The 19517-nt window shown below is 65.0% G+C and carries 22 protein-coding genes and 1 tRNA gene; 14 read left to right on the top strand and 9 right to left on the bottom strand.

What is annotated here, in order from left to right:
• The first annotated feature begins 37 nt into the window (after window positions 1-37).
• From ygfZ to AC50YA_RS06535, 3 genes are read left to right on the top strand one after another with little or no spacing between them, the layout of a single operon-like run.
• Complete coding sequence (gene ygfZ / locus AC50YA_RS06545) at window positions 38-1120, top strand: CAF17-like 4Fe-4S cluster assembly/insertion protein YgfZ (protein ID WP_494981499.1); 1083 nt, start codon at window positions 38-40, stop codon at window positions 1118-1120.
• Window positions 1120-1527: an ankyrin repeat domain-containing protein gene (locus AC50YA_RS06540; RefSeq protein WP_494981498.1), complete on the top strand. Its 408-nt coding sequence runs from the start codon at window positions 1120-1122 to the stop codon at window positions 1525-1527. Before ygfZ ends, AC50YA_RS06540 begins: the two co-directional genes overlap by 1 nt.
• Window positions 1528-1578: 51 nt before the next feature.
• On the top strand, window positions 1579-3087 hold the full coding sequence (locus AC50YA_RS06535) for a DHA2 family efflux MFS transporter permease subunit (protein ID WP_494981497.1): 1509 nt from the start codon (window positions 1579-1581) through the stop codon (window positions 3085-3087).
• A gap of 39 nt (window positions 3088-3126) precedes the next feature.
• Here the strand turns inward: AC50YA_RS06535 and AC50YA_RS06530 are convergent, their stop codons facing one another.
• The 8 genes from AC50YA_RS06530 to AC50YA_RS06495 form a co-directional block, all read right to left on the bottom strand.
• The gene (locus AC50YA_RS06530; protein WP_494981496.1) at window positions 3127-3849 is read right to left on the bottom strand and encodes a GNAT family N-acetyltransferase; all 723 of its coding nucleotides are present in this window, start codon (window positions 3847-3849) and stop codon (window positions 3127-3129) included.
• Window positions 3850-3940: 91 nt separating this feature from the next.
• Window positions 3941-4966 (bottom strand): ATP-dependent 6-phosphofructokinase, encoded by a 1026-nt coding sequence (locus AC50YA_RS06525; RefSeq protein WP_494981495.1) that lies wholly within the window; start codon window positions 4964-4966, stop codon window positions 3941-3943.
• A gap of 97 nt (window positions 4967-5063) precedes the next feature.
• Window positions 5064-5672 carry a response regulator gene (locus AC50YA_RS06520; protein ID WP_494981494.1) on the bottom strand — a complete coding sequence of 203 codons (609 nt, stop codon included), beginning with the start codon at window positions 5670-5672 and terminating at the stop codon, window positions 5064-5066.
• Between the two features lie 19 nt (window positions 5673-5691).
• Window positions 5692-6081 carry a sensor histidine kinase gene (locus AC50YA_RS06515; RefSeq protein WP_494981493.1) on the bottom strand — a complete coding sequence of 130 codons (390 nt, stop codon included), beginning with the start codon at window positions 6079-6081 and terminating at the stop codon, window positions 5692-5694.
• A 50-nt stretch (window positions 6082-6131) separates the two neighbouring features.
• A complete protein-coding gene (locus AC50YA_RS06510; protein ID WP_494981492.1) occupies window positions 6132-6857 on the bottom strand; it encodes a histidine kinase in 726 nt (241 codons plus the stop codon).
• A 69-nt stretch (window positions 6858-6926) separates the two neighbouring features.
• Window positions 6927-7178 carry a PspC domain-containing protein gene (locus AC50YA_RS06505; protein ID WP_494981491.1) on the bottom strand — a complete coding sequence of 84 codons (252 nt, stop codon included), beginning with the start codon at window positions 7176-7178 and terminating at the stop codon, window positions 6927-6929.
• Between the two features lie 3 nt (window positions 7179-7181).
• Window positions 7182-7472: a hypothetical protein gene (locus tag AC50YA_RS06500; RefSeq protein ID WP_494981490.1), complete on the bottom strand. Its 291-nt coding sequence runs from the start codon at window positions 7470-7472 to the stop codon at window positions 7182-7184.
• 1 nt (window position 7473) lies between these two features.
• Window positions 7474-9060 (bottom strand): PspC domain-containing protein, encoded by a 1587-nt coding sequence (locus AC50YA_RS06495; RefSeq protein ID WP_494981489.1) that lies wholly within the window; start codon window positions 9058-9060, stop codon window positions 7474-7476.
• Window positions 9061-9184: 124 nt separating this feature from the next.
• Between AC50YA_RS06495 and AC50YA_RS06490 the strand changes: the two genes are divergently transcribed.
• Window positions 9185-10591, top strand: a complete 1407-nt coding sequence (locus tag AC50YA_RS06490; protein WP_494981488.1) for an ATP-binding protein — start codon at window positions 9185-9187, stop codon at window positions 10589-10591.
• The gene (locus AC50YA_RS06485; protein ID WP_252569539.1) at window positions 10588-11271 is read left to right on the top strand and encodes a LuxR C-terminal-related transcriptional regulator; all 684 of its coding nucleotides are present in this window, start codon (window positions 10588-10590) and stop codon (window positions 11269-11271) included. The genes AC50YA_RS06490 and AC50YA_RS06485 overlap by 4 nt, the downstream gene beginning before the upstream one ends.
• An 83-nt stretch (window positions 11272-11354) precedes the next feature.
• Here AC50YA_RS06485 and AC50YA_RS06480 read toward each other — a convergent pair whose 3' ends face one another.
• Window positions 11355-12572 (bottom strand): pyridoxal phosphate-dependent aminotransferase, encoded by a 1218-nt coding sequence (locus AC50YA_RS06480; protein WP_494981487.1) that lies wholly within the window; start codon window positions 12570-12572, stop codon window positions 11355-11357.
• A gap of 275 nt (window positions 12573-12847) precedes the next feature.
• Between AC50YA_RS06480 and AC50YA_RS06475 the strand changes: the two genes are divergently transcribed.
• The 9 genes from AC50YA_RS06475 to rplL all read left to right on the top strand — a co-directional run bounded on the left by AC50YA_RS06475 (window position 12848) and on the right by rplL (window position 19398).
• Window positions 12848-12920: transfer RNA gene (locus tag AC50YA_RS06475), tRNA-Trp, on the top strand.
• Window positions 12921-13001: 81 nt separating this feature from the next.
• Window positions 13002-13286, top strand: a complete 285-nt coding sequence (gene secE, locus AC50YA_RS06470) for a preprotein translocase subunit SecE (protein WP_111906645.1) — start codon at window positions 13002-13004, stop codon at window positions 13284-13286.
• Window positions 13287-13402: 116 nt separating this feature from the next.
• Entirely contained in the window at window positions 13403-14269 is an 867-nt protein-coding gene (nusG, locus tag AC50YA_RS06465) for a transcription termination/antitermination protein NusG (RefSeq protein ID WP_494981486.1), read from the top strand.
• 130 nt (window positions 14270-14399) lie between these two features.
• Window positions 14400-14831, top strand: coding sequence for a 50S ribosomal protein L11 (gene rplK, locus AC50YA_RS06460; protein WP_024365990.1), 432 nt, complete (start codon window positions 14400-14402; stop codon window positions 14829-14831).
• A 131-nt stretch (window positions 14832-14962) separates the two neighbouring features.
• Window positions 14963-15670 (top strand): 50S ribosomal protein L1, encoded by a 708-nt coding sequence (rplA, locus tag AC50YA_RS06455; RefSeq protein WP_494981485.1) that lies wholly within the window; start codon window positions 14963-14965, stop codon window positions 15668-15670.
• Window positions 15671-15786: 116 nt separating this feature from the next.
• On the top strand, window positions 15787-16905 hold the full coding sequence (locus AC50YA_RS06450; protein ID WP_494981484.1) for a GNAT family N-acetyltransferase: 1119 nt from the start codon (window positions 15787-15789) through the stop codon (window positions 16903-16905).
• An 8-nt stretch (window positions 16906-16913) separates the two neighbouring features.
• The gene (locus tag AC50YA_RS06445) at window positions 16914-18032 is read left to right on the top strand and encodes a GNAT family N-acetyltransferase (RefSeq protein WP_494981613.1); all 1119 of its coding nucleotides are present in this window, start codon (window positions 16914-16916) and stop codon (window positions 18030-18032) included.
• A 296-nt stretch (window positions 18033-18328) separates the two neighbouring features.
• On the top strand, window positions 18329-18940 hold the full coding sequence (gene rplJ, locus AC50YA_RS06440) for a 50S ribosomal protein L10 (RefSeq protein WP_494981483.1): 612 nt from the start codon (window positions 18329-18331) through the stop codon (window positions 18938-18940).
• 80 nt (window positions 18941-19020) lie between these two features.
• Window positions 19021-19398 carry a 50S ribosomal protein L7/L12 gene (gene rplL, locus AC50YA_RS06435; protein ID WP_160673147.1) on the top strand — a complete coding sequence of 126 codons (378 nt, stop codon included), beginning with the start codon at window positions 19021-19023 and terminating at the stop codon, window positions 19396-19398.
• Window positions 19399-19517: the final 119 nt, after the last annotated feature.

Raw genomic sequence — 19517 nt, 5'->3', positions numbered from 1 at the left:
ACCGGAATACCTACTCACCTAAGGACGTTCCCACCATATGACTACTCCCAGCCCCCTCCTGTCGCGCCCTGGCGCCGTCGAGGCCACCGGCGCGGACGCCGGCGTCGCATCCCACTACGGTGAGCCGCTGCGTGAGCAGCGCGCCCTCGCAGCCGGTACCGCCGTCGTCGACCTCTCCCACCGCGGCGTGGTGACGGTCAGCGGTCCGGACCGGCTGACCTGGCTGAACACCCTGTCTTCCCAGCAGGTCACCGGCCTGCAGCCGGGAGAGTCAAGCGAGTTGCTGCTGTTGAGTGTCCAGGGCCGGATCGAGTTTGACGCCCGCGTAGTGGACGACGGCGGGACCACCTGGCTGATTGTTGAGGCCGCCGAGGCTGCACCGCTGGCTGAGTGGCTGAACAAAATGAAGTTCATGCTTCGCGTCGAGATCACCGACGTCTCCGCCGACTGGGCCGTGCTCGGGTCCACCAAGACTGTGGAGGAATGGTCCGGACTGCTGGCCTGGCGGGATCCTTGGCCGCACGTCGGCGCCGGCGGCTACTCCTACGCCGTGGTTCCGGAAGAAGGACACCCCGGGCTGGATCGGCCCTGGATCGAGTACCTGGTGCCGGTCGCTGAACTCGAGGAAACTTTGGCGGACCGCCCACTCGCCGGCGTTATGGCTGCCGAAGCCCTCCGCATCGCTGCCTGGCGCCCCAGGCTGGGCGCGGAAACCGACGACAAAACCATTCCGCACGAGCTTGACCTCCTCCGCACCGCCGTGCACCTGTCCAAGGGCTGCTACAAGGGCCAGGAGACCATCGCCCGCGTGCACAACCTGGGCCATCCGCCGCGGCGCCTGGTGTTCCTGCAGCTGGACGGGTCGCAGCACACCATGCCGGCGCCCGGCAGCCAGGTTATGCTCGGCGACCGGAAAGTGGGGACGGTAACGTCCGTTGCCCAGCACTATGAAATGGGCCCGGTGGCGCTGGCTGTCATCAAGCGGTCCGTCGCACCGGATGAAATGCTGACCGTGCTGGACGGCGAGGAGCCTTACATCGCTGCCCAGGAAGTCATTGTTGCTCCCGACGCCGGCCAGGTAGTGGGGCGCCAGACTGGATTCCTGAGGGGGACCCGCTGATGACCGAGAACACCGCACCGGACGCCACTTCACCCGACGGCGAGGCCGTGGCTTTGGCCCACCGGCTCTTCCAGGCTGCCCGGGAGGGGGACACCGGGCTCCTGCGCACCTATCTGGACGCCGGGGCCCCGGCCACCATGACCAACACGGCGGGTGACTCCCTGCTGATGCTGGCCGCCTACCACGGCCACGCGGAGACGGTGCAGCTGATCCTGGAGCACGGCGGAGAAGCCAACACGGCCAACGACCGCGGCCAGACCCCCTTGGCGGGTGCAGCATTCAAGGGGTACACAGACGTGTCCCGGGTGCTGCTGGACGCCGGTGCAGATCCCGACGCCGGCAGTCCCTCCGCCCGGGCTGCCGCGCAGATGTTCGCCCGCACGGACATCCTCGATCTGCTGGCGTAGCGTTTCCACACTGAGTCACCACTGGCGCTCCACCATAATCAGAGGAATCGCATGGAAACTGTAGCCAGGCCTTGGTTGGCCTTGTGGTCGCTGGTGGTGGGATTCTTTATGATCCTGATCGACACCACCATCGTGTTCGTGGCTAACCCCAGTATCGGAAAGGCGCTCGACGCCGACATCACGGCCGTCGTCTGGGTTACCAGCGCGTACCTGCTGTCCTACGCCGTGCTCCTGTTGATTGCCGGGCGTCTGGGGGACCGGTTCGGGCCGAAAAGGGTCTACATTGCGGGTCTGGCGGTATTTACACTTGCGTCCCTGTGGTGTGGGCTGTCCGGCGACATAGCGATCCTCATCCTGGCCCGGACCGTGCAAGGAGTGGGCGGTGCCCTGATGACGCCCCAGACCATGGCGGTGATTACCCGCATCTTCCCGCCGGACCGCCGTGGCGCGGCCATGGGGCTGTGGGGTGCCACAGCGGGCATGGCCATCCTGGTGGGGCCCATCCTCGGCGGCGTCCTGGTTGACTCCCTTGGCTGGGAGTGGATTTTCTTCATCAATGTGCCCATAGGCATCGTGGCGTTCCTGCTGGTGATGCGCAACGTCCCGGAACTGAAAACGCACAGCCACTCCTTCGACGTGGTGGGGGTGCTCCTGAGCGCCGTAGCCATGTTCCTGATCGTGTTCGGGATACAGGAAGGCCAGACGTACAAGTGGGGGACCATTGAAGGCGGCCCGTTCACGGTATGGGGCCTGATCATCGCCGGCGTTGTTGTGATGGCGGTTTTCATCGGCTGGCAGTGGTGGCTTGAACGGAGAGGCGGCGAACCCTTGCTGCCGCTGGGCCTGTTCCAGGACCGGAACTTCGCGCTGGGAAACGCGGGAATAACCGTGGTGGGATTCTCCATCACGGCCTACCCGTTGGCTTCCATGATTTTTTACCAGGTCGCATTGGGGCTGACTCCCACGCAGTCTGCCCTGTTGCTGATTCCGATGGCCGTCCTCACCGGTGCGTTGTCGCCCATAGTGGGCAAGCTGATTGACCGCGTCAATCCGCGCTGGTTTGCAGTGGCCGGGATGCTGCTTTTCACCCTGGCCATCTACTGGACTTCGGTGCTCATGACGCCCGATACCCCTGTCTGGATGTTCCTTCTGCCGAGTGCGGTGCAGGGCCTGGGCATGGGCTGCATCTTCGGGCCGATCGCCAATGCCACCACGCGAAATCTGGCGCCACGCCAGGCGGGTGCCGGCTCGGGTGTTTTCAATACCAGCCGGCAGATCGGCTCGGTGCTGGGGGCAGCCGCCATGGCGGCACTGATTCAGGCCCGTATTGTGGCCGAATTCCCGCCGCTGCCACCGGGACAGACGGCGTCCACTGAAGGCTTTGGTGCGGCTCTGCCGCAGGCGCTGCACGCACCGTTCGCGACGGCGATGGGCCAGTCCGTCCTGTTGCCGGCGGCAGTGCTTCTCATCGGCGCGCTGACAGTAGCGTTTTTGGCGAAGCCTCAGCCCGTGCCCCAGCCTGGGGACGAGGCTGGGGCAGAGGTCCCGGCGGCGGGCTGACAGGCAGGTTCTCTTTTCAGCAAACTGTCACTGTCGACCCTAACGGTGCGCCAGGTGCACGCTGGTCTGGATGCCGCCGGTGGACAGGCCCAGCTGCCTCGCCAGGGCCACCGCCCCGGTGTTGCTGACTTCGGCGCGCCACTGGACGGTGAGGCCTGCCGCGAGGGCCTCGTGGGCGGCGATGGATGCGGCCACGGATCCCAGCCCGCGGCGCCGCCACTCGGGGTCCACCAGGACTCCCATCTGCGCGAGAAGTCCTTCCCATTCCCCGTAGGCACCGCACGCCACCGGAAGACGCCGCCCGTCCACCTCGTGGAGGATGGTGTACCGGTTCCCAAGTTCTGACAGGTGCACTTCGTTGACGTCGTCCGGCGGGCACAGGCCTTCGAGCTCGATCGCCTCCGGGTTTCCGTGGGACACGGTGAGCCCTTCGGAGGGCTGGCGCAGGGGCAGGTCGTCGGCGAAGAACAACGCCGCTGCGCCCAGGCCGTGGCCTCCGTGGGATCGGGTCAAGGTCAGAAGGGTTACATGCTGGGCCATCTCCTCGTCCGGAATTCCGGCGGCGGCGTCAATGACCCATTGAGGTCCCACCAATGCCGAGCTGCCGAAGAGCCTGACGAACTCCACAGTCTCTGCAGTGTCGTCGGCCCTGACGATCCGCTCGCCGGAACTCAGCGACGCAGCGAAAGCGCCGTCGTCGAGCCCCAGGTGCCGGGCCCAAGCGAGTTGGATGATGGCGGCGGAACCGGGGTCAAGAGTCATATCCCCAGCCTACCCAGCCCAGCCAAGCGCGAACGGACACTTGGGGCCCCACAGCGGAGGGGCCCCAAGTGTCCGTTCGCGCCGATCCGGCTCAGCCGAAGAGGACAGCTGCCTCGTCGTAGCGGTTCTGCGGAACGGTCTTCAGCTGGCCCAGCGCCTTGTCGAAGCTCACGTGTTCAATGTCGGTACCCTTGAGCGCTACCATGGTGCCCCAGTAGCCCTCCACCACGGAGTCGATCGCCGCCATGCCCAGCCGGGTGGCGAGCACACGGTCGAACGCGGACGGGACGCCGCCGCGCTGGATGTGGCCCAGGGTAGTGGCGCGGGTTTCGATGCCGGTGCGCGCTTCGATCTCGGGGGCGAGCTGGTCCGCGATGCCGCCCAGCCGTGGCCGGCCGAACGTGTCCAGGCCGCGCTCGGAGTGCGGGGACTCCATGTGGTCCGGAACGAAGCCCTCGGCCACAACAATCAGCGGGGCGCGGCCACGGTCGTGGGCTTCCTGGACCCATTCGGTGATCTGCTCAAGGCTGACCTTCTGCTCGGGGATCAGGATGGCGTGGGCACCGGCGGCCATGCCGGCGTGCAGGGCAATCCAGCCCACGTGGCGGCCCATGACCTCGGCGATCATGCAGCGGTGGTGGGACTCGCCCGTGGTCCGGAGCCGGTCGATGGCCTCGGTGGCGATCTGCACGGCCGTGTCGAAACCGAAGGTGTAGTCCGTGGCGTCGAGGTCGTTGTCCACGGTCTTGGGGACGCCCACAATCTTGAGGCCGGCGTCCGTGAGGCGCTTCGCGGCAGCCAGGGTCCCTTCGCCGCCGATCGCGATGATGGCGTCGATGCCGAGGCGGTCCATGTGGGCCTTGATGACCTCCGGGCCGCCGCCGTTTTCAAAGGGGTTGGTGCGGGAGGTGCCCAGGATGGTGCCGCCCTGTTTGGCGATGCCGCGGACCATGGTGCGGGGGATGTCGATGATGTCGCCTTCGACGACGCCGCGCCAGCCGTCCAGGAACCCCACGAATTCGTGGCCGTGGATGGCGATGCCCTTGAGGACGGCTCCGCGGATGACAGCGTTCAGCCCGGGGCAGTCGCCGCCGCTGGTAAGAATTCCAATTTTCATGTCTCGGCTCAAATCCTGGTGTGAAGGTTTACAGGCAGAGCGCCACGCTGAGCTCACCTAGATTGTAGTCGGCAGTGTGCGTTACGACACAAACCGGTTACAAAATGCCCCGCTCCATGGCAAGGACCACGGCACGGGTCCTGTCGTCCACGTTCAGCTTGTTGAAGATCCGCAGCAGGTGGGTCTTGACCGTTGCGTCGGCGATGTGGAGCGCGGTGGCCACCTCGGGATTGCTCAATCCCTGCGCTACGCAGCGAAGGACCTCCACCTCCCGGGCCGTGAGCCGCGGCAGTTCAGGCGTGCGCATCCGCGAGACCAGACGTGCCGCCACCGGTGGAGCGAGAACCGTCTCGCCGCGCGCTGCAGCGCGCACGGCCTCGATAATGCGGTCGCCGGCCGTGTCCTTCAGGAGATACCCCACCGCCCCGGACTCTACGGCGCGGATGATGTCGGAGTCGTCGTCGTATGTGGTCAGCACCAGAACCTTGGTGTCAGGAAACCGGTCCCGGATCTGCGCGGTGGCGCCGGCGCCGTCAAGGACGGGCATCCGCAGGTCCATCAGTACGACGGTGGGGCGGAGCCGGCAGACGGCGTCCACCACCTCCTGGCCGTTGGCCGCGGCGCCCACCACGTCGATGCCGTCCGCAGTGTCCAGCAGCGCAGCAAGGCCGCTCCGGACTACGGGGTGGTCATCGGCCAGGACCACCGTCACAGTTTCCGGGGGCTCATGCCAAGGCTCCTTGACCGGCGGCGTCCGTGCCTCGGGTTCCTGGCCCGGCGTCCGTGCCGCCGGCCTCTGGAGCCGCGGTGGGGACTACCGCCACCAGTCGGGTGCCGCCCGGTGCGGAGGAGACCTGGAGCCGGCCGCCGATTTCGTCCAGCCGGGCGGCCATCGATTTCAGGCCGAACCCCTGGTGGTTGGCCGCGGCGTCGATCCCCTGCCCGTTCTCTGTGACCGTCAGCCGGAGCACCGGCGCCTCGCCGGCCGGGATGTCCATCAGTACCTCCGCGGCTGTGGCGCAGGAATGCCTGCGGACGTTGTTCAGGGCCTCCTGGGCGGTCCGGAGCAGTGCCACCTGCTGCGTGGACGGCAGTGGGGGCAGGCTGTCCGGCATTGTTACCGTAAGCAGGATGCTGTCCAGGTGCAGGGTGTCCGGCAGCCGCTTCAGCGCCGCCAGGAGGTCGCCGCCATGGACAACGGACGGACACCTGAGGCCACCAGGGCCCGCGCTTCCGCGAGGTTCTCCCGGGCGGTCCGCGAAATTGTGGTGAGGCTGCGCACGAGACCCGCCGGGGCTTCCGGTTGCGCCCTGAGCTGGGCCTGCGCCGCTTCGGAGAGCATGGCGATGGACGTGAACCCCTGGGCCAGGGTGTCGTGGATTTCCCGGGCCATCCGCTCCCGCTCAGCCAATGCACCGCGTGCCTGCTCGGCGTTGTTCAGTTCGTGGCGCGTGGCCTCGAGCTCGGCACGCTGTTCGCTTTGCTTAATGACTTTCGAGATCCAGAGTCCGATCATGCAGCTGGCCACAAACGAGGTCACCAGCTGGGCCGTGATGCCGTATACCTCCGGGCCGGCGAGTCCCCAGCGGCTGATCTGGCCGACTGCGACGCCCACGCACAGCACCGCGGTGGCGACCACGCCGTGGCGCTGCGAGGACGTGAACATCCAGACCTGGGGGAAGGCCAAAACAGCAGGACCCCGGCGCCGTCGTACGCATAGGACAGGAAAACCGCCACCGCCACCAGCAGTGCCACGTAGATGGTGGGCCGTAGCGTCCGGAGATCCCTGGTCCGGGTGCAGGCAGTCCCGGGCGGTGGCCAACAGGCCCGGCCGGTTGAACCTGTTGTCCACCGGCCGGTGGACAACAGCCCTGACCTGGCGCCTCGCCATGACAGCAGAAAGGCCCCCGCTCCCGGAACGATTCCGAGGGAGCGGGGGCCTTGCGGTTCTGGCAGGGTGTCAGCTGATGGAGCGGCGGTCCAGGAAGTTCTGCAACGGGATGGAGTTCCGCTGGTCAGGCAGGACCAGCCAGGCGGCGATGTACAGGACCACGGCGGGTCCGGGGAGGAGGCAGAAGACCAGGAAAGCGATCCGTACAAATGCCACATCCACGTTGAGCTTTGCTGCGATTCCGCCGCACACACCGCCCAGCCAGCTTTGGGGTCCACGGTTTAGGCCGAAGCCCCTGACGATGCTGAAGAATTTGTCCATGGTTCAAGACTTCCCTGTTGTGGGTCCGTTGTCACGTTTCCGGGCCGAGAGCAGCCCGCCGATCACCAGTGCGGCGCCGGCGCCGATCATCAGGCCGATCAAAACGTAGGTGCCGTTCAGGGTCACCAAGCCCAACTGGGCGATGATGATCAGGGTGGCCAGCGCCGTCACGATGAGGCCCCAGACCACGGTTCCTACGCGGGTGGCTGACTGTGGTGCGTCGGCTCCGGGGTGGCTGGCCGCCGTCGTGCTTTCCGGAGTGTATGGCTCGGGTGACGGATTGACGTTGCTCATGTCAGTTCCCTTCCTGGATGGTGATGTTGCTGAAGGTGCCGTCGATCTCCACGATCAGCCTGGCGCCGGGCTTGTCGGTGTTGTAGCTGCTCTCCCGTGTGGACATCCCGCCGCGGTTGTCGGCGCCTTCGTGGATGTTGCCCATGGTCATGTCGGCTTTGATGTCTAGGGGGACGTTGTCGGGGATGAGCACCGTGACGTTGCTGGCGGTGATGTCCAGGGGAATTACGACGTCGGACGTCAGCGGGGCGGTGAGGTTCAGTTTCGTGAGGTCAACAGTCCCGCGGCCTGCGGTCACGTCGAAGCCGTCCCTTGCCTGTTCGATGCTGGCGGGTGCCCAGTCGACCTGGGTGAAGCGGACCCTGTCGCCGTTGCCCACAACATTGAAGATGCCGCCGATCACCAAGGCCACAACGGCGAAGAAGCCGAGGATTCCTGACGTCCTGCCGCGCAGGCCGGCGACGAGGATGCCCAGGCCCAGGACGGCTGCGCCGCTGGCCCAGACGATCGCGTTGGCGGCGTCACCGAGGTTGATGACGTTGCCGGCGTCCAGGGCTTTGAGGCCGCCACCCACCAGCAGTGCCGTTCCCGCTGTAATGGCTACTGCCGGGGCGCCGGGGCCGGAGGGGCGGATCTTGGGTGCGCGGGCCGGGCCCTGCGGTGGCTGGTAGCCGCCGTAGGCACCGCCGTCGCCGCCGCCCCCGCCGTCGCCGCCGCCCCCGCCGTAGCTGCCGCCGCCGTAAGGCGGGTTAACGCTCGACGGCGGGACCGGAAGGTAAGGTGCGCTGCCGGACGTGCCGGACGTGCCGGACGTGCGGGTCGAGGCGGAATCCGTGGCCGCAAACGGCGAGGCGTACGGGGTTGTGGGATAGGAGGCCGGGTAACCGGAGTTTCCGCCGGGGCCGGCCGGTTGGGCTGTGGCGTTCATGGGAGCTCCATTCCGGGCCTTGTTGCGTTGGGTCAGGTAGTAGATGAAGTAGATGGCGCCGCCCACCCAGAAGACGGTCCAGAGGAATCCGCCGAAGCCGTTGCGGCTCCAGCCCCAGAATCCGCCGCCGAGCCCGGTGAGCCCCACCACGGTGGTGATCAGCGAGCCAGTCATGCCGCTGGACCAGCGGCCGGCACCGGCTTCCTGGACGTGGATGCGCCCGTCCGGCTCGGGGAGGAATGCCCAGGCCAGGCCGTAGAGGAGGACGCCGATTCCGGCGAAGAGCGTGAGGACAATGAAGATGCCCCGGACAATCAGGGGGTCGACGCCCATCCGGTGAGCGATGCCGCTGGACACACCGCCGATCCACCGGTCGCGTCCGCGCTGGATGCCGTGGCTCCGGACCCAGGTGAAGAAGTCACTGGACTGGCCCGGTGCCTTGGCGCCAGCATAAGGGCCAGCGTACTGGCCTGCAGACGGGCTGGAATACGGGCCTGAATAAGGGCCGGCATACGGGCCGTCGTAGGGACCGGCGGCCGGGGGTGTGTCCTGCGGGGAAGCCGGGGGCGGCAGCAGGGGTTCGGTTGGCTGGTCCGGGTCGCGTGGGGGGAGCGGTTCCGTGGGCTGGCCGTCATCGGGGGTAGGGGTCTGGGAGTTCATACTTCGATCCTGCCGTCCGGCGCGGCGCAGCTCTACTGGGGAACACCCTGATTCGCCCCTGAGTTACCCCCGGTTCAGGCCGGAATCGGGTCCGGGGAACCCTGATCCGTGTTTGGATTGACACATGACCACCGCCCTCACCCGCCCACCGCTTGTCCGCAGCAGCGACCGCGTCATCGCGGGCGTATGCGCCGGCCTCGCGGCGCATCTGGGCTGGCCGGTGAAAAACGTGAGGATCAGTATGGCGCTCGCAACCCTCGCCGGCGGCGCCGGGTTGGCCTTCTACGCGTGGCTGTGGATCATGGTCCCCACAGCAGACGAAAGCGCCCGGCGCAACGCCAGGCGTCCGGCGTCGCCCATTGCCCCGGCCGTCAGCCTTGACCCGGCATTCAGCGCCGTGCCTCCGTCCGTGTCGCCCTCGCCCGGTCCGCCCGCTGCCGCTCCATGGTGGGGAAATCCCAACGCCGGTGCTTTCGCCCCGGGGGTTTCCGGCAGCGGGCCCGGTGCCGGCTACCCGGCCGCCGTTCGGCCGCCGTGGTTCCGGGTCCGCAGCATGCGCTATGGCAAGGAAATGCTGCTGGGCGCCGGCCTCCTCCTGGTGGCGGGCATTATGATTGCCCAGCTCCTGGGCGTGGATGTGCCCCTGGGGACCCTGATCCCCGCCGCCGCCGTGCTGGGAGGCGCAGCCATCGCCTGGATGCAGCTCGACGAAACCCGCCGTGCTGGGCTGGTGGACAAGACCAAGGCCGATCAGGCAGGCGGCTGGGCGCGCCTGGCCGCCGGGTTGGCGCTGGTGGTTGCCGGCGTGCTGGTGATGGTGTCCGGCTCCGGATCGTGGGAACAGACCTGGCTGGCACTGCTGGCATCGGTGGCCGTGCTGGGCGGCGTGGTCCTGGTGCTGCTTCCGTGGGCACTCAAATTCTGGCGGGACCTGGAAACGGAGCGTGCCGGCCGGATCCGTGAAACGGAGCGCGCCGAGATCGCGGCCCACCTGCACGACTCCGTCCTCCAGACCCTCGCCCTGATCCAACGGCGGGCGGGAAACGAGCACGACGTCGTCCGGCTCGCCCGGGCCCAGGAACGCGAACTCAGGAGCTGGCTGTTCCAGGACCCGGGTAAGGAGGCGGGCCAGCTTTCGGACCGTATCAAGGCCGTGGGTGCCGAGGTGGAAGACGCCCTCGGCAACGCCGTGGAGGTAGTGAGCGTCGGGGATACAGCCATGACCGAATCCCACGAGGCGCTGGTCCAGGCCAGCCGTGAGGCGATGCTTAATGCCTCCCGGCACGGCGGCGGAACCGTCTCCGTCTACCTGGAAGTTTCCGACGGGCATACAGAAATCTTCATCAAGGACAGGGGGCCGGGCTTCTACCTGCAGGATGTTCCCGAAGACCGGCTCGGCGTCCGCGAATCGATCATCGGACGCATGAAACGCCACGGCGGGACCGCTTCCATCACCAGCACGCCGGACGGCACCGAGGTACGGCTGGGAATGCCGGCGCTCCAAACGGACAACGCGGAAGGGAAATCATGAACAACCTACAGGGGACCGGGCCCATCCGCCCCGCGCAGTCGGTCCGGGTGGTGATCGTGGACGATCACGCCATCTTCCGCTCGGGACTCAAGGCCGACCTGGATGAGAGCATCCAGGTAGTAGGTGAAGCGGCCACGGTTGAGCAGGCCATAGCCGTGATCGCGCAGGCGCGTCCGGAAGTGGTGCTCCTGGACGTGCACTTGCCGGGCGGCCTCGGCGGTGGCGGCCGGGAGGTCATTGCGGGTTCCGCGGCGCTCCTGGGCACCACCAAGTTCCTGGCACTGAGCGTTTCCGACGCGGCCGAGGACGTGGTGTCGGTCATCCGGGCCGGCGCCCGGGGGTATGTCACCAAGACCATCTCCGGGGCAGAAATCACCGACGCCGTGTTCCGCGTGGCGGGTGGGGATGCCGTGTTCTCGCCCCGGCTGGCCGGCTTCGTGCTGGACGCGTTCGGCACCGCCCCGGCCGATATTGCCGACGACGAACTGGACAGGCTTTCCGCCCGCGAGCTCGAAGTGATGCGCCTGATCGCCCGCGGCTACAGCTACAAGGAGGTGGCCAAGGAGCTGTTCATCAGCATCAAAACCGTGGAAACCCACGTATCAGCGGTGCTGCGAAAGCTCCAGCTCTCCAGCCGGCACGAGCTGACAAAGTGGGCCGCCGAACGCCGCCTTCTCTAGCCCAGAGATGCGCTATCACTTTTGGTCGCTATAAGCCGTGAATAAGGACCAAAAGTGATAGCGCATCTGGTGTTCGGGGAGGGTTACTTGGCCCGGCCCAGGAAGTCCTGGAGACGGGCGACGCCGGTGGCCAGGTCCTCGTCGCCCAGGGCGTAGGAGAGCCGCAGGTAGCCGGAGGGGCCGAACGCCTCGCCCGGCACCACTGCTACCTCAACCTCATCCAGGATCAAAGCAGCCAGCTCGGCGGAGGTGGACGGCGTTGCGGTGCCTGCCGCCGTCGGGAATTCCTTGCCCAGCAGCGCACGGACGTCAGCGTAGACGTAGAACGCACCCTTCGGCGTCGGGCATTCAACACCGTCGATCGCGTTCAGGCCGGCCACGATCGCCTTGCGGCGGCGGTCAAACGCCACCTTCATCTCGTCCACGGCGGTCAGCGGTCCGGAGACCGCGGCGAGGGCTGCAATCTGCATGATGTTCGAAACGTTGGAGGTGGCGTGCGACTGCAGGTTGGTGGCCGCCTTGATGACGTCGGCCGGGCCGATCATCCAGCCGACGCGCCAGCCGGTCATTGCATAGGTCTTGGCCACGCCGTTGAGGATCACCACTTTGTCACCCAGTTCCGGTGCGGCGGTGGCGATCGAGGTGAACGGGACGCCGTCGTACGTCAGGTGCTCGTAGATCTCGTCGGTGACCACCCAGAGCCCCTTCGCGGCGGCCCACTTGCCGATCTCAGCGACCTGCTCCGGGCTGTAGACGGAGCCCGTGGGGTTGGACGGTGAGACAAACAGCAGGATCTTGCTCTTGTCCGTCACCGCGGCCTCAAGCTGCTCAACCGTGACCAGGTAGTCCTGCTCAGGTCCGGCGAACACCTCGACGGGGACACCGCCGGCGAGCCTGATGGCCTCCGGGTAGGTGGTCCAGAACGGCGTCGGAACAATCACTTCGTCGCCCGGATCCACCAGCGTGGCGAAGGTGTTGTACACGGCCTGCTTGCCGCCGTTTGTCACCAGGACCTGGGACGGATCCACGGCATAGCCGGAGTCGCGGAGCGTCTTCTCGGCGATGGCTTTCTTGAGCTCCGGCAGGCCGGCGGCGGGGGAGTAGCGGTGGTACTTGGGCTGGCTGGCGGCCTCGATGGATGCCTTGACGATGTAGTCGGGGGTGGGGAAGTCCGGTTCCCCTGCCCCGAAGCCAATAACCGGCCGGCCAGCTGCCTTCAGCGCCTTGGCCTTGGCATCAACAGCCAGGGTTGCGGATTCGGCAATTGCGGAAATGCGCTTGGAAACGCGGGCGGCAGACATGGCAGGGTCCGTTCTTCGCTTGCAGCCCGGAGGCTGAATGGTGGAATTCGACGTGATCTACTCTATGCTGTTCAGCGGATCGTTCCGGCTGCAAGCGTGGATGTGACTGCAGGTCAACTCACCCATCAGGGCGGATTGGACGGTCCGGAATGAGGCTGGTTCGACGTAGACGAAGTTGTTGCGTAGACTGGTTCTCCGGTGTTGAAAACACGGATGATGACGTGCGCCCCAGTGGAAACTGCGGAAGTTTCGTCAGGATGCTGTTTTCGATCCATAGGGTAGTGGCGCAATTGGTAGCGCAGCGGTCTCCAAAACCGCAGGTTGCAGGTTCGAGTCCTGTCTGCCCTGCGCAAGCTGTTCCGGCGGAATGCCGGAGCAAGCGCAGCAACCATGGTTCTGATCAGGACCGGGTAATCCAACATTGCAAAGATGAGCGAGGACCAGGTGACCGAAACAGCTGCCAGCAGCTCCAAGGGCCGCCCAGCTAAGAAGGACGCCAAGGCAAACTTCTTCGCTCGTATTGCACTCTTCATTCGCCAGGTCATCGGCGAACTGAAGAAGGTTGTTGCACCAACCCGCAAGGAACTGATCAATTACACGCTCGTGGTGCTGGTGTTCGTGGCCATCATGATGGTGATCGTCAGCCTGCTGGACATCGGTTTTGGAACCGCGGTCAGCTGGGTCTTTGGCGGGATCGCTCCCACGGACCGCTAAGGCATATCGTCCGCAGGCCGCGTGGCCTTGTCCGGCTAAACCGGAAGAATCCACGCGGTGTGCGGAATTGAGCCATTTAAATAGGCATGTTAGGCAATGAGGAAGCAGGAGACCAAGTGTCTGAGCAGGAGCTCGAGGTAACCGAGACTGAGCTGGAAGAGTCCACGGACAACACGGCGGCCCCCACGGCTGAAGCCGGTGAAGAGTCCGAGGTTGAGTCCGCTGCGCCCGATTCCGCCGACGCCGATTCCGCCGACGATTCAGACGATTCAGAGGATGCCGATTCAGAGGGTGACGCCGTAGAAGGCGAACTTGCTGAGGGCGACTCAGAGGGTGACGACGCTGATGCAGACGCCTTGGCAGCCGCGGCTGCCAAGGCCGAGGTTGACCCCGCCGACGAATTCAAAGCCAAGCTGCGCCGCCAGGAGGGTGACTGGTATGTCATCCACTCCTACGCCGGCTACGAAAACCGCGTCAAGGCCAACCTTGAGACCCGCATCCAGACCCTGGACATGGAAGATTACATCTTCGAAATCCAGGTGCCCATGGAAGAGGTCGTTGAGATCAAGAATGCTCAGCGCAAGGTCATCAACCGCGTCCGGATCCCCGGCTACGTCCTGGTCCGCATGGACCTGACGGATGCCTCCTGGGGCGCCGTCCGCCACACTCCCGGTGTGACCGGCTTCGTGGGCAACGCCCACAACCCGGTACCGCTGCGCCTGGACGAAGTCTTCTCCATGCTCGCGCCGGTCTTCGAAGAAGAGCAGGCCGAAAAGGGCAAGCCCGTCAAGCACGCTGCCGCCCAGATTGACATCGACTTCGAGGTCGGCGAATCGGTCATCGTCAAGGAAGGTCCGTTCGAGACCCTCCCCGCCACGATCTCCGAGATCAAGGTGGAATCCCAGACCCTCGTGGTGCTCGTGTCGATCTTCGAACGCGAAACCCCGGTCACCCTGGCATTCAGCCAGGTCAGCAAGATCTAATATCCCGCACAGAATTCGTTCCGGACTGCCCGCTTAGCAGCCCCGGAACGGCCGGCCGCCTCGCCATGGCGGCCACCAACCTGAGGCACGCTCCTGTGTCCCAGGAAGATATTGAGAGAAGGACCTTACATTGGCTCCCAAGAAGAAGGTCACCGGCCTCATCAAGCTGCAGATCCAGGCAGGCGCCGCTAACCCGGCCCCGCCGATCGGTCCTGCGCTTGGCCAGCACGGTGTCAACATCATGGAATTCTGCAAGGCGTACAACGCTGCAACAGAAGCCCAGCGCGGAAACGTTATCCCCGTGGAAATCACGGTCTACGAGGACCGTTCCTTCACGTTCATCACCAAGACCCCGCCGGCTGCAGAGCTCATCAAGAAGGCTGCAGGCGTTGCCAAGGGTTCACCCACCCCGCACACCGTCAAGGTTGCCAAGCTGACTCAGGCCCAGGTCAACGAGATCGCCACCACCAAGATGGAAGATCTCAACGCCACCAGCCTCGAAGGCGCAGCGAAGATCATCGCCGGTACCGCCCGCTCCATGGGTATCACCGTAGAAGGCTAATAGCGCCTTCACCGTCGGGAAACCGGCACCACTGAAACATTGAAATGTCGCAGGATCCATGCAGGATCCTCGGCTGTGGCAGGGCCCAGCGCGGTCCGCAGACCACAACTGCACAAGGAGAAATAAGCAGCATGGCAAAGCGCAGCAAAGCATATGAGGCAGCAGCCGCCAAGATCGACGCGGAGAACTTCTACGCGCCGTTCGAGGCAGTAACGCTCGCCAAGGACACCAACCCGTCCAAGTTCGACGCCACCGTTGAGGTTGCCTTCCGCTTGGGCGTTGACCCTCGCAAGGCTGACCAGATGGTCCGCGGCACCGTTATCCTGCCCCACGGCACCGGTAAGGTCTCCCGCGTCCTGGTCTTCGCAACGGGCGACAAGGCTGAGGCAGCAATCGCTGCCGGCGCCGACTTCGTTGGTTCCGATGACCTGATCGAAAAGATCGCAGCCGGCTGGACCGACTTCGATGCAGCCGTTGCCACCCCTGACCTCATGGGCAAGGTTGGCCGTCTTGGTAAGGTCCTGGGTCCCCGTAACCTGATGCCGAACCCGAAGACCGGCACCGTGACCGCAGATGTGGCCAAGGCTGTCAACGACATCAAGGGCGGCAAGATCGACTTCCGCGTCGACAAGCACTCGAACCTGCACTTCATCATCGGCAAGGTCTCCTTCGACGCCATCAAGCTGGCCGAGAACTACGCAGTAGCACTGGAAGAGGTGCTTCGTTTGAAGCCGTCCGCTTCCAAGGGCCGCTACATCCAGAAGGCTACCGTGGCCACCACGTTCGGTCCCGGCATCGCCGTCGACCCCAACGTCACAAAGGTCCTGACCGAGGTCTAGTCCTCAGCAGCACTTCCGCCGGTTTATTCCGGCACACCCTGGGACCGTCCGGCATTGCGCCGGGCGGTTCTTTGGTTTTACCCCACTGAACCGTGCGGATGGTTAGGCTTGAGGGCATGACCGGCCAGCAGCTGAAGATCACCGCAGTCGCCATTCCTTCAGCGCTCGACGCCGGGACAGACCACAGTGCCGGCGGCACCGGCGGCGTGATGGACTTCCACCAGTGCCACACGTTGCGCGAGAAGCATGAACTGGAGAAATGGGGCGATCTGGACCGCTGCCCCACGGCCATGGAGAGCCTGGAATACTGGCGCGGCAATGAGTATGAGGAACGCCGGCTCTTCATAGCACAGCTGGGCCAGCAAACGGTGGGAACCTGCTCCGTAACCCTGCCCCTTCGCGAAAACACGTCCACTGCAGGGATCCTGGTGGACGTGTCGGCTGCCTTCCGGCGTCAGGGTTGGGGCCGCCGGCTGCTGGCGCACGCCGAGGCTGTGGCCGCGAACAGTGGCCGCACTTCCTTTGATGCCTACTGTGAGCTGCCCGCCGGGACGGTGGAGCAGGCGGCCCGCTTGATCCCCGCCAAATCGGGCGCGGGCGGGCTCCCCGCAGATGACCCTGCCGTGGCCTTTGCGGCCGGTGCGGGCTACGAACTCGAGCAGGTGGAGAGGTCCAGCAGGCTCACGCTGCCGGTACCGGAGAATCGACTCGACGCCCTGGAGATGGAAGCGTCTTCACTGGCAACCGGCTACACTATGGCGGGCTGGTCTGACGCGTGTCCTGACGAGCTTGTGGCTGAATACGCAGTCCTCAAGAACCGGATGAGCACGGATGTCCCTGTTGCCGGCCTGGACTGGGACGCCGAGGACTGGGACGCTGCCAGGGTCCGGCAGGAGGAACAGTCCAACAGCCGCGGCGGCGTGCAGATCCAGGTTGCAGCAGCGCTGCACAGGCCCACCGGAAAGCTCGTCGCCTACACGGTCCTGAACTGGCGGCCGGGCATTCCTGCGGGCATTACCCAGCAGGACACGCTTGTCTCTTCCGGGCACCGCGGGAAGAGGCTGGGATTGCTGATCAAGGCGGCGAACCTCCGCGCCGCCCAGCATCGATGGCCTGCGGCGCGATCGGTGCTGACATGGAACGCCGTGGAAAACCGGCATATGCTGGCGATAAATAATTTGCTCGGATTCAAACCTGCTGGTTATGAGGGCGAATGGCAGAAACGGCTGGGATGACGCACCTGATGGCAGAAGACGTACGGATCGAGCAGCTGTGGATCCCGGACACCTTGGACGCAACTGACGCTGTGGACTTTCTTGCTGCCGTAGAGGTGGGCCGTAAAGTCCGGATGCAGACGTGGGGCAGCGATGACCTTGCGTACACACCGCTGGAGAAGCTCCTGGAGCTGGCCGATCCCTTTGAACGCCAAGTCATCCTGGTGGCCAAGGCCGGGGACCAGATCATCGGTACGGTGGACATCGCCCTGCCGCTGACTGACAACCTGGACATGGCGGAGTTCACGTTGGACATCCTGCCGGAATTCCAGCGCCAGGGGGTGGGCCGCAAGCTGTTACTCGCGGCCGAACACCTGGCGCGCAGCGAGGGCCGCACACTGATCCTCGTTGACACCAACCATCCCGGTGCGTCGCTGCATGAGTTCGAGGCGGCCCAGCTGGTGCCGGGGTCAGGCCAGGGCTTTGTGCCGTTGGACAGCCGGGAAGTCGAATTCGCGCGCCGGACCGGTTACACGCTGCAGCACATCGAACAGTTCAGCGCCTGTGCGCTGCCGCTGGACAGCAAGCTCGTAGCCGATCTCCAGGCCGAGGCGGATGAAGCCAACAATGGGCGTTACCGGCTCCATCACTGGACAGACCGCTGCCCGGATGAGTGGCTGGAAGCCGTGGCCGTGTTGGAGAACCAGGCGGGCGCCGACGTCGACCCTTCCCTGGAGACTCCTGTTGAGCAGGACATGGTGTTCGACGGCGGCATCCTCCGTGAGGCGGAAGAGGTCACCATTGCGCAGGGGAGACGGACGGTGGTCACCGCCGTCGAGCATCTGGCCACCGGGGCCCTGGTGGGCCTGACCACCATCAGCGTCCTGGCCCACCGGCCCGACGTGGTGTTCCAGGACGACACCCTGGTCCTGCAGGAGCACCGCGGGAACAAGCTGGGGCTGCTGATCAAGGTGGCCAACATGGAGCGGCTCACCGAGCAGTTCCCCGATGCCCGTGTCATCTACACCTGGAACGCGCCGGAGAACAGATACCTGCTGACGGTGAACCAGCAGCTCGGCTTCACCACGGCCGGCGTGACCGGCATCTGGCAGAAGGAACTTGCGTTCCTGGGTACCAGTAAGAGCTGAGGCCGATTTGGTTCTCCGGCCGCCCGTCCCGTAAGCTGGAAGTACCAAAGACCGTCGGTTGTTGGAAATCCATTCTCCTGAACGCAGCTCAACTCTGCAGTTGTGTGCGGGAGGCCAAATGTATTTCTGGACGAAGGACCCTGAACATAGGGCGGCCGGCGCAGGTGAACGAAGCAACGCTCCACAGTGAAAACCGTGTTGAGCCAAGCCCCGTGCATCTGCGCGGGGCGTTTTTTAGTTTTAGCTCATCTGAGCGGGGACCGTCGCATACCGGCACTATCCCCGGAAGGAGGGTTATGGCAACGCCTACAAAGGTTTCAGCAGTAGCTGAGATCGCTAACGATTTCAAGGAATCGAACGCCGCTGTCCTGACCGAATACCGTGGGCTCACCGTTGCACAGCTCAAGCAGCTGCGTGTTTCTCTCGGCCAGGACACCAAGTTCTCGGTCGTCAAGAACACCCTGACCGCTATTGCAGCCAAGGAAGCCGGTGTCGAAGCATTCGACGGCCAGCTTGCCGGCCCCACTGCAATCGCGTTCATCAAGGGTGACGCAGTTGCAGCTGCCAAGAGCCTGACGGATTTTGCCAAGGCCAACAAGCAGCTGGTCATCAAGACCGGTTACTTCGAGGGCAAGGCACTGAACGCCAGCGAAGTTTCTGCACTGGCAGCGCTCGAGTCCCGCGAGCTGCAGCTCGCCAAGGTTGCAGGCATCCTCAAGGCACCTGCTGCCGCCGCTGCACGCACGATTGACGCACTGCGCCTCAAACTTGAAGAAGAGAACGGTGCACCGGCAGTTGCCGAGGCTCCCGCCGCTGAAGAAGCTCCGGCCGCAGACGAAGCCCCCGAAGCAGTTGCAGAGGCTGGTGTTGAGGCACCCGCCGAGGCACCCGCTGCCGAAGAGAACTAGTTTCTCTTCACCCACCAGACTCCGGTGTGAAGGCAATGGCCCAGGCCGCCAAGCACCACCTATAGGAAGGACGCCACACCATGGCGAAGCTCACCAACGAAGAGCTCATTGAAGCTTTCAAGGAACTGACCATCATCGAGCTCTCCGAGTTCGTCAAGCTCTTCGAAGAGACCTTCGAAGTTACTGCAGCTGCAGTTGCTGTTGCTGGCCCCGCCGGTGGCGGCGCCGCTGAAGAAGCTGAAGAGCAGACCGAATTCGACGTTATCCTCGAGCACGCTGGCGAGAAGAAGATCGCAGTGATCAAGGAAGTTCGCGCCATCACTTCCCTGGGTCTCAAGGAAGCTAAGGACGTTGTTGACAGCGCTCCCAAGGCTGTTCTCGAAGGCGTCACCAAGGAAGCTGCCGAAAAGGCAGTGGAGCAGCTCCAGGCTGCCGGCGCAACCGTTACCCTCAAGTAACTCACGCCGCTTCACGGAAAACCCCGTCCACTTCGGTGGGCGGGGTTTTCCTGCATTTAACCCAACGCGGTGTCACATACGGCCCATGAAGTGCCCACTGATGGGCCGTAAGTGACCCC

The sequence above is a fragment of the Pseudarthrobacter sp. RHLT3-21 genome (genome assembly GCF_059383495.1).
The sequence above is the reverse complement of the archived record's forward strand: the minus strand, read 5'-3'. Positions and strand labels throughout refer to the sequence as shown.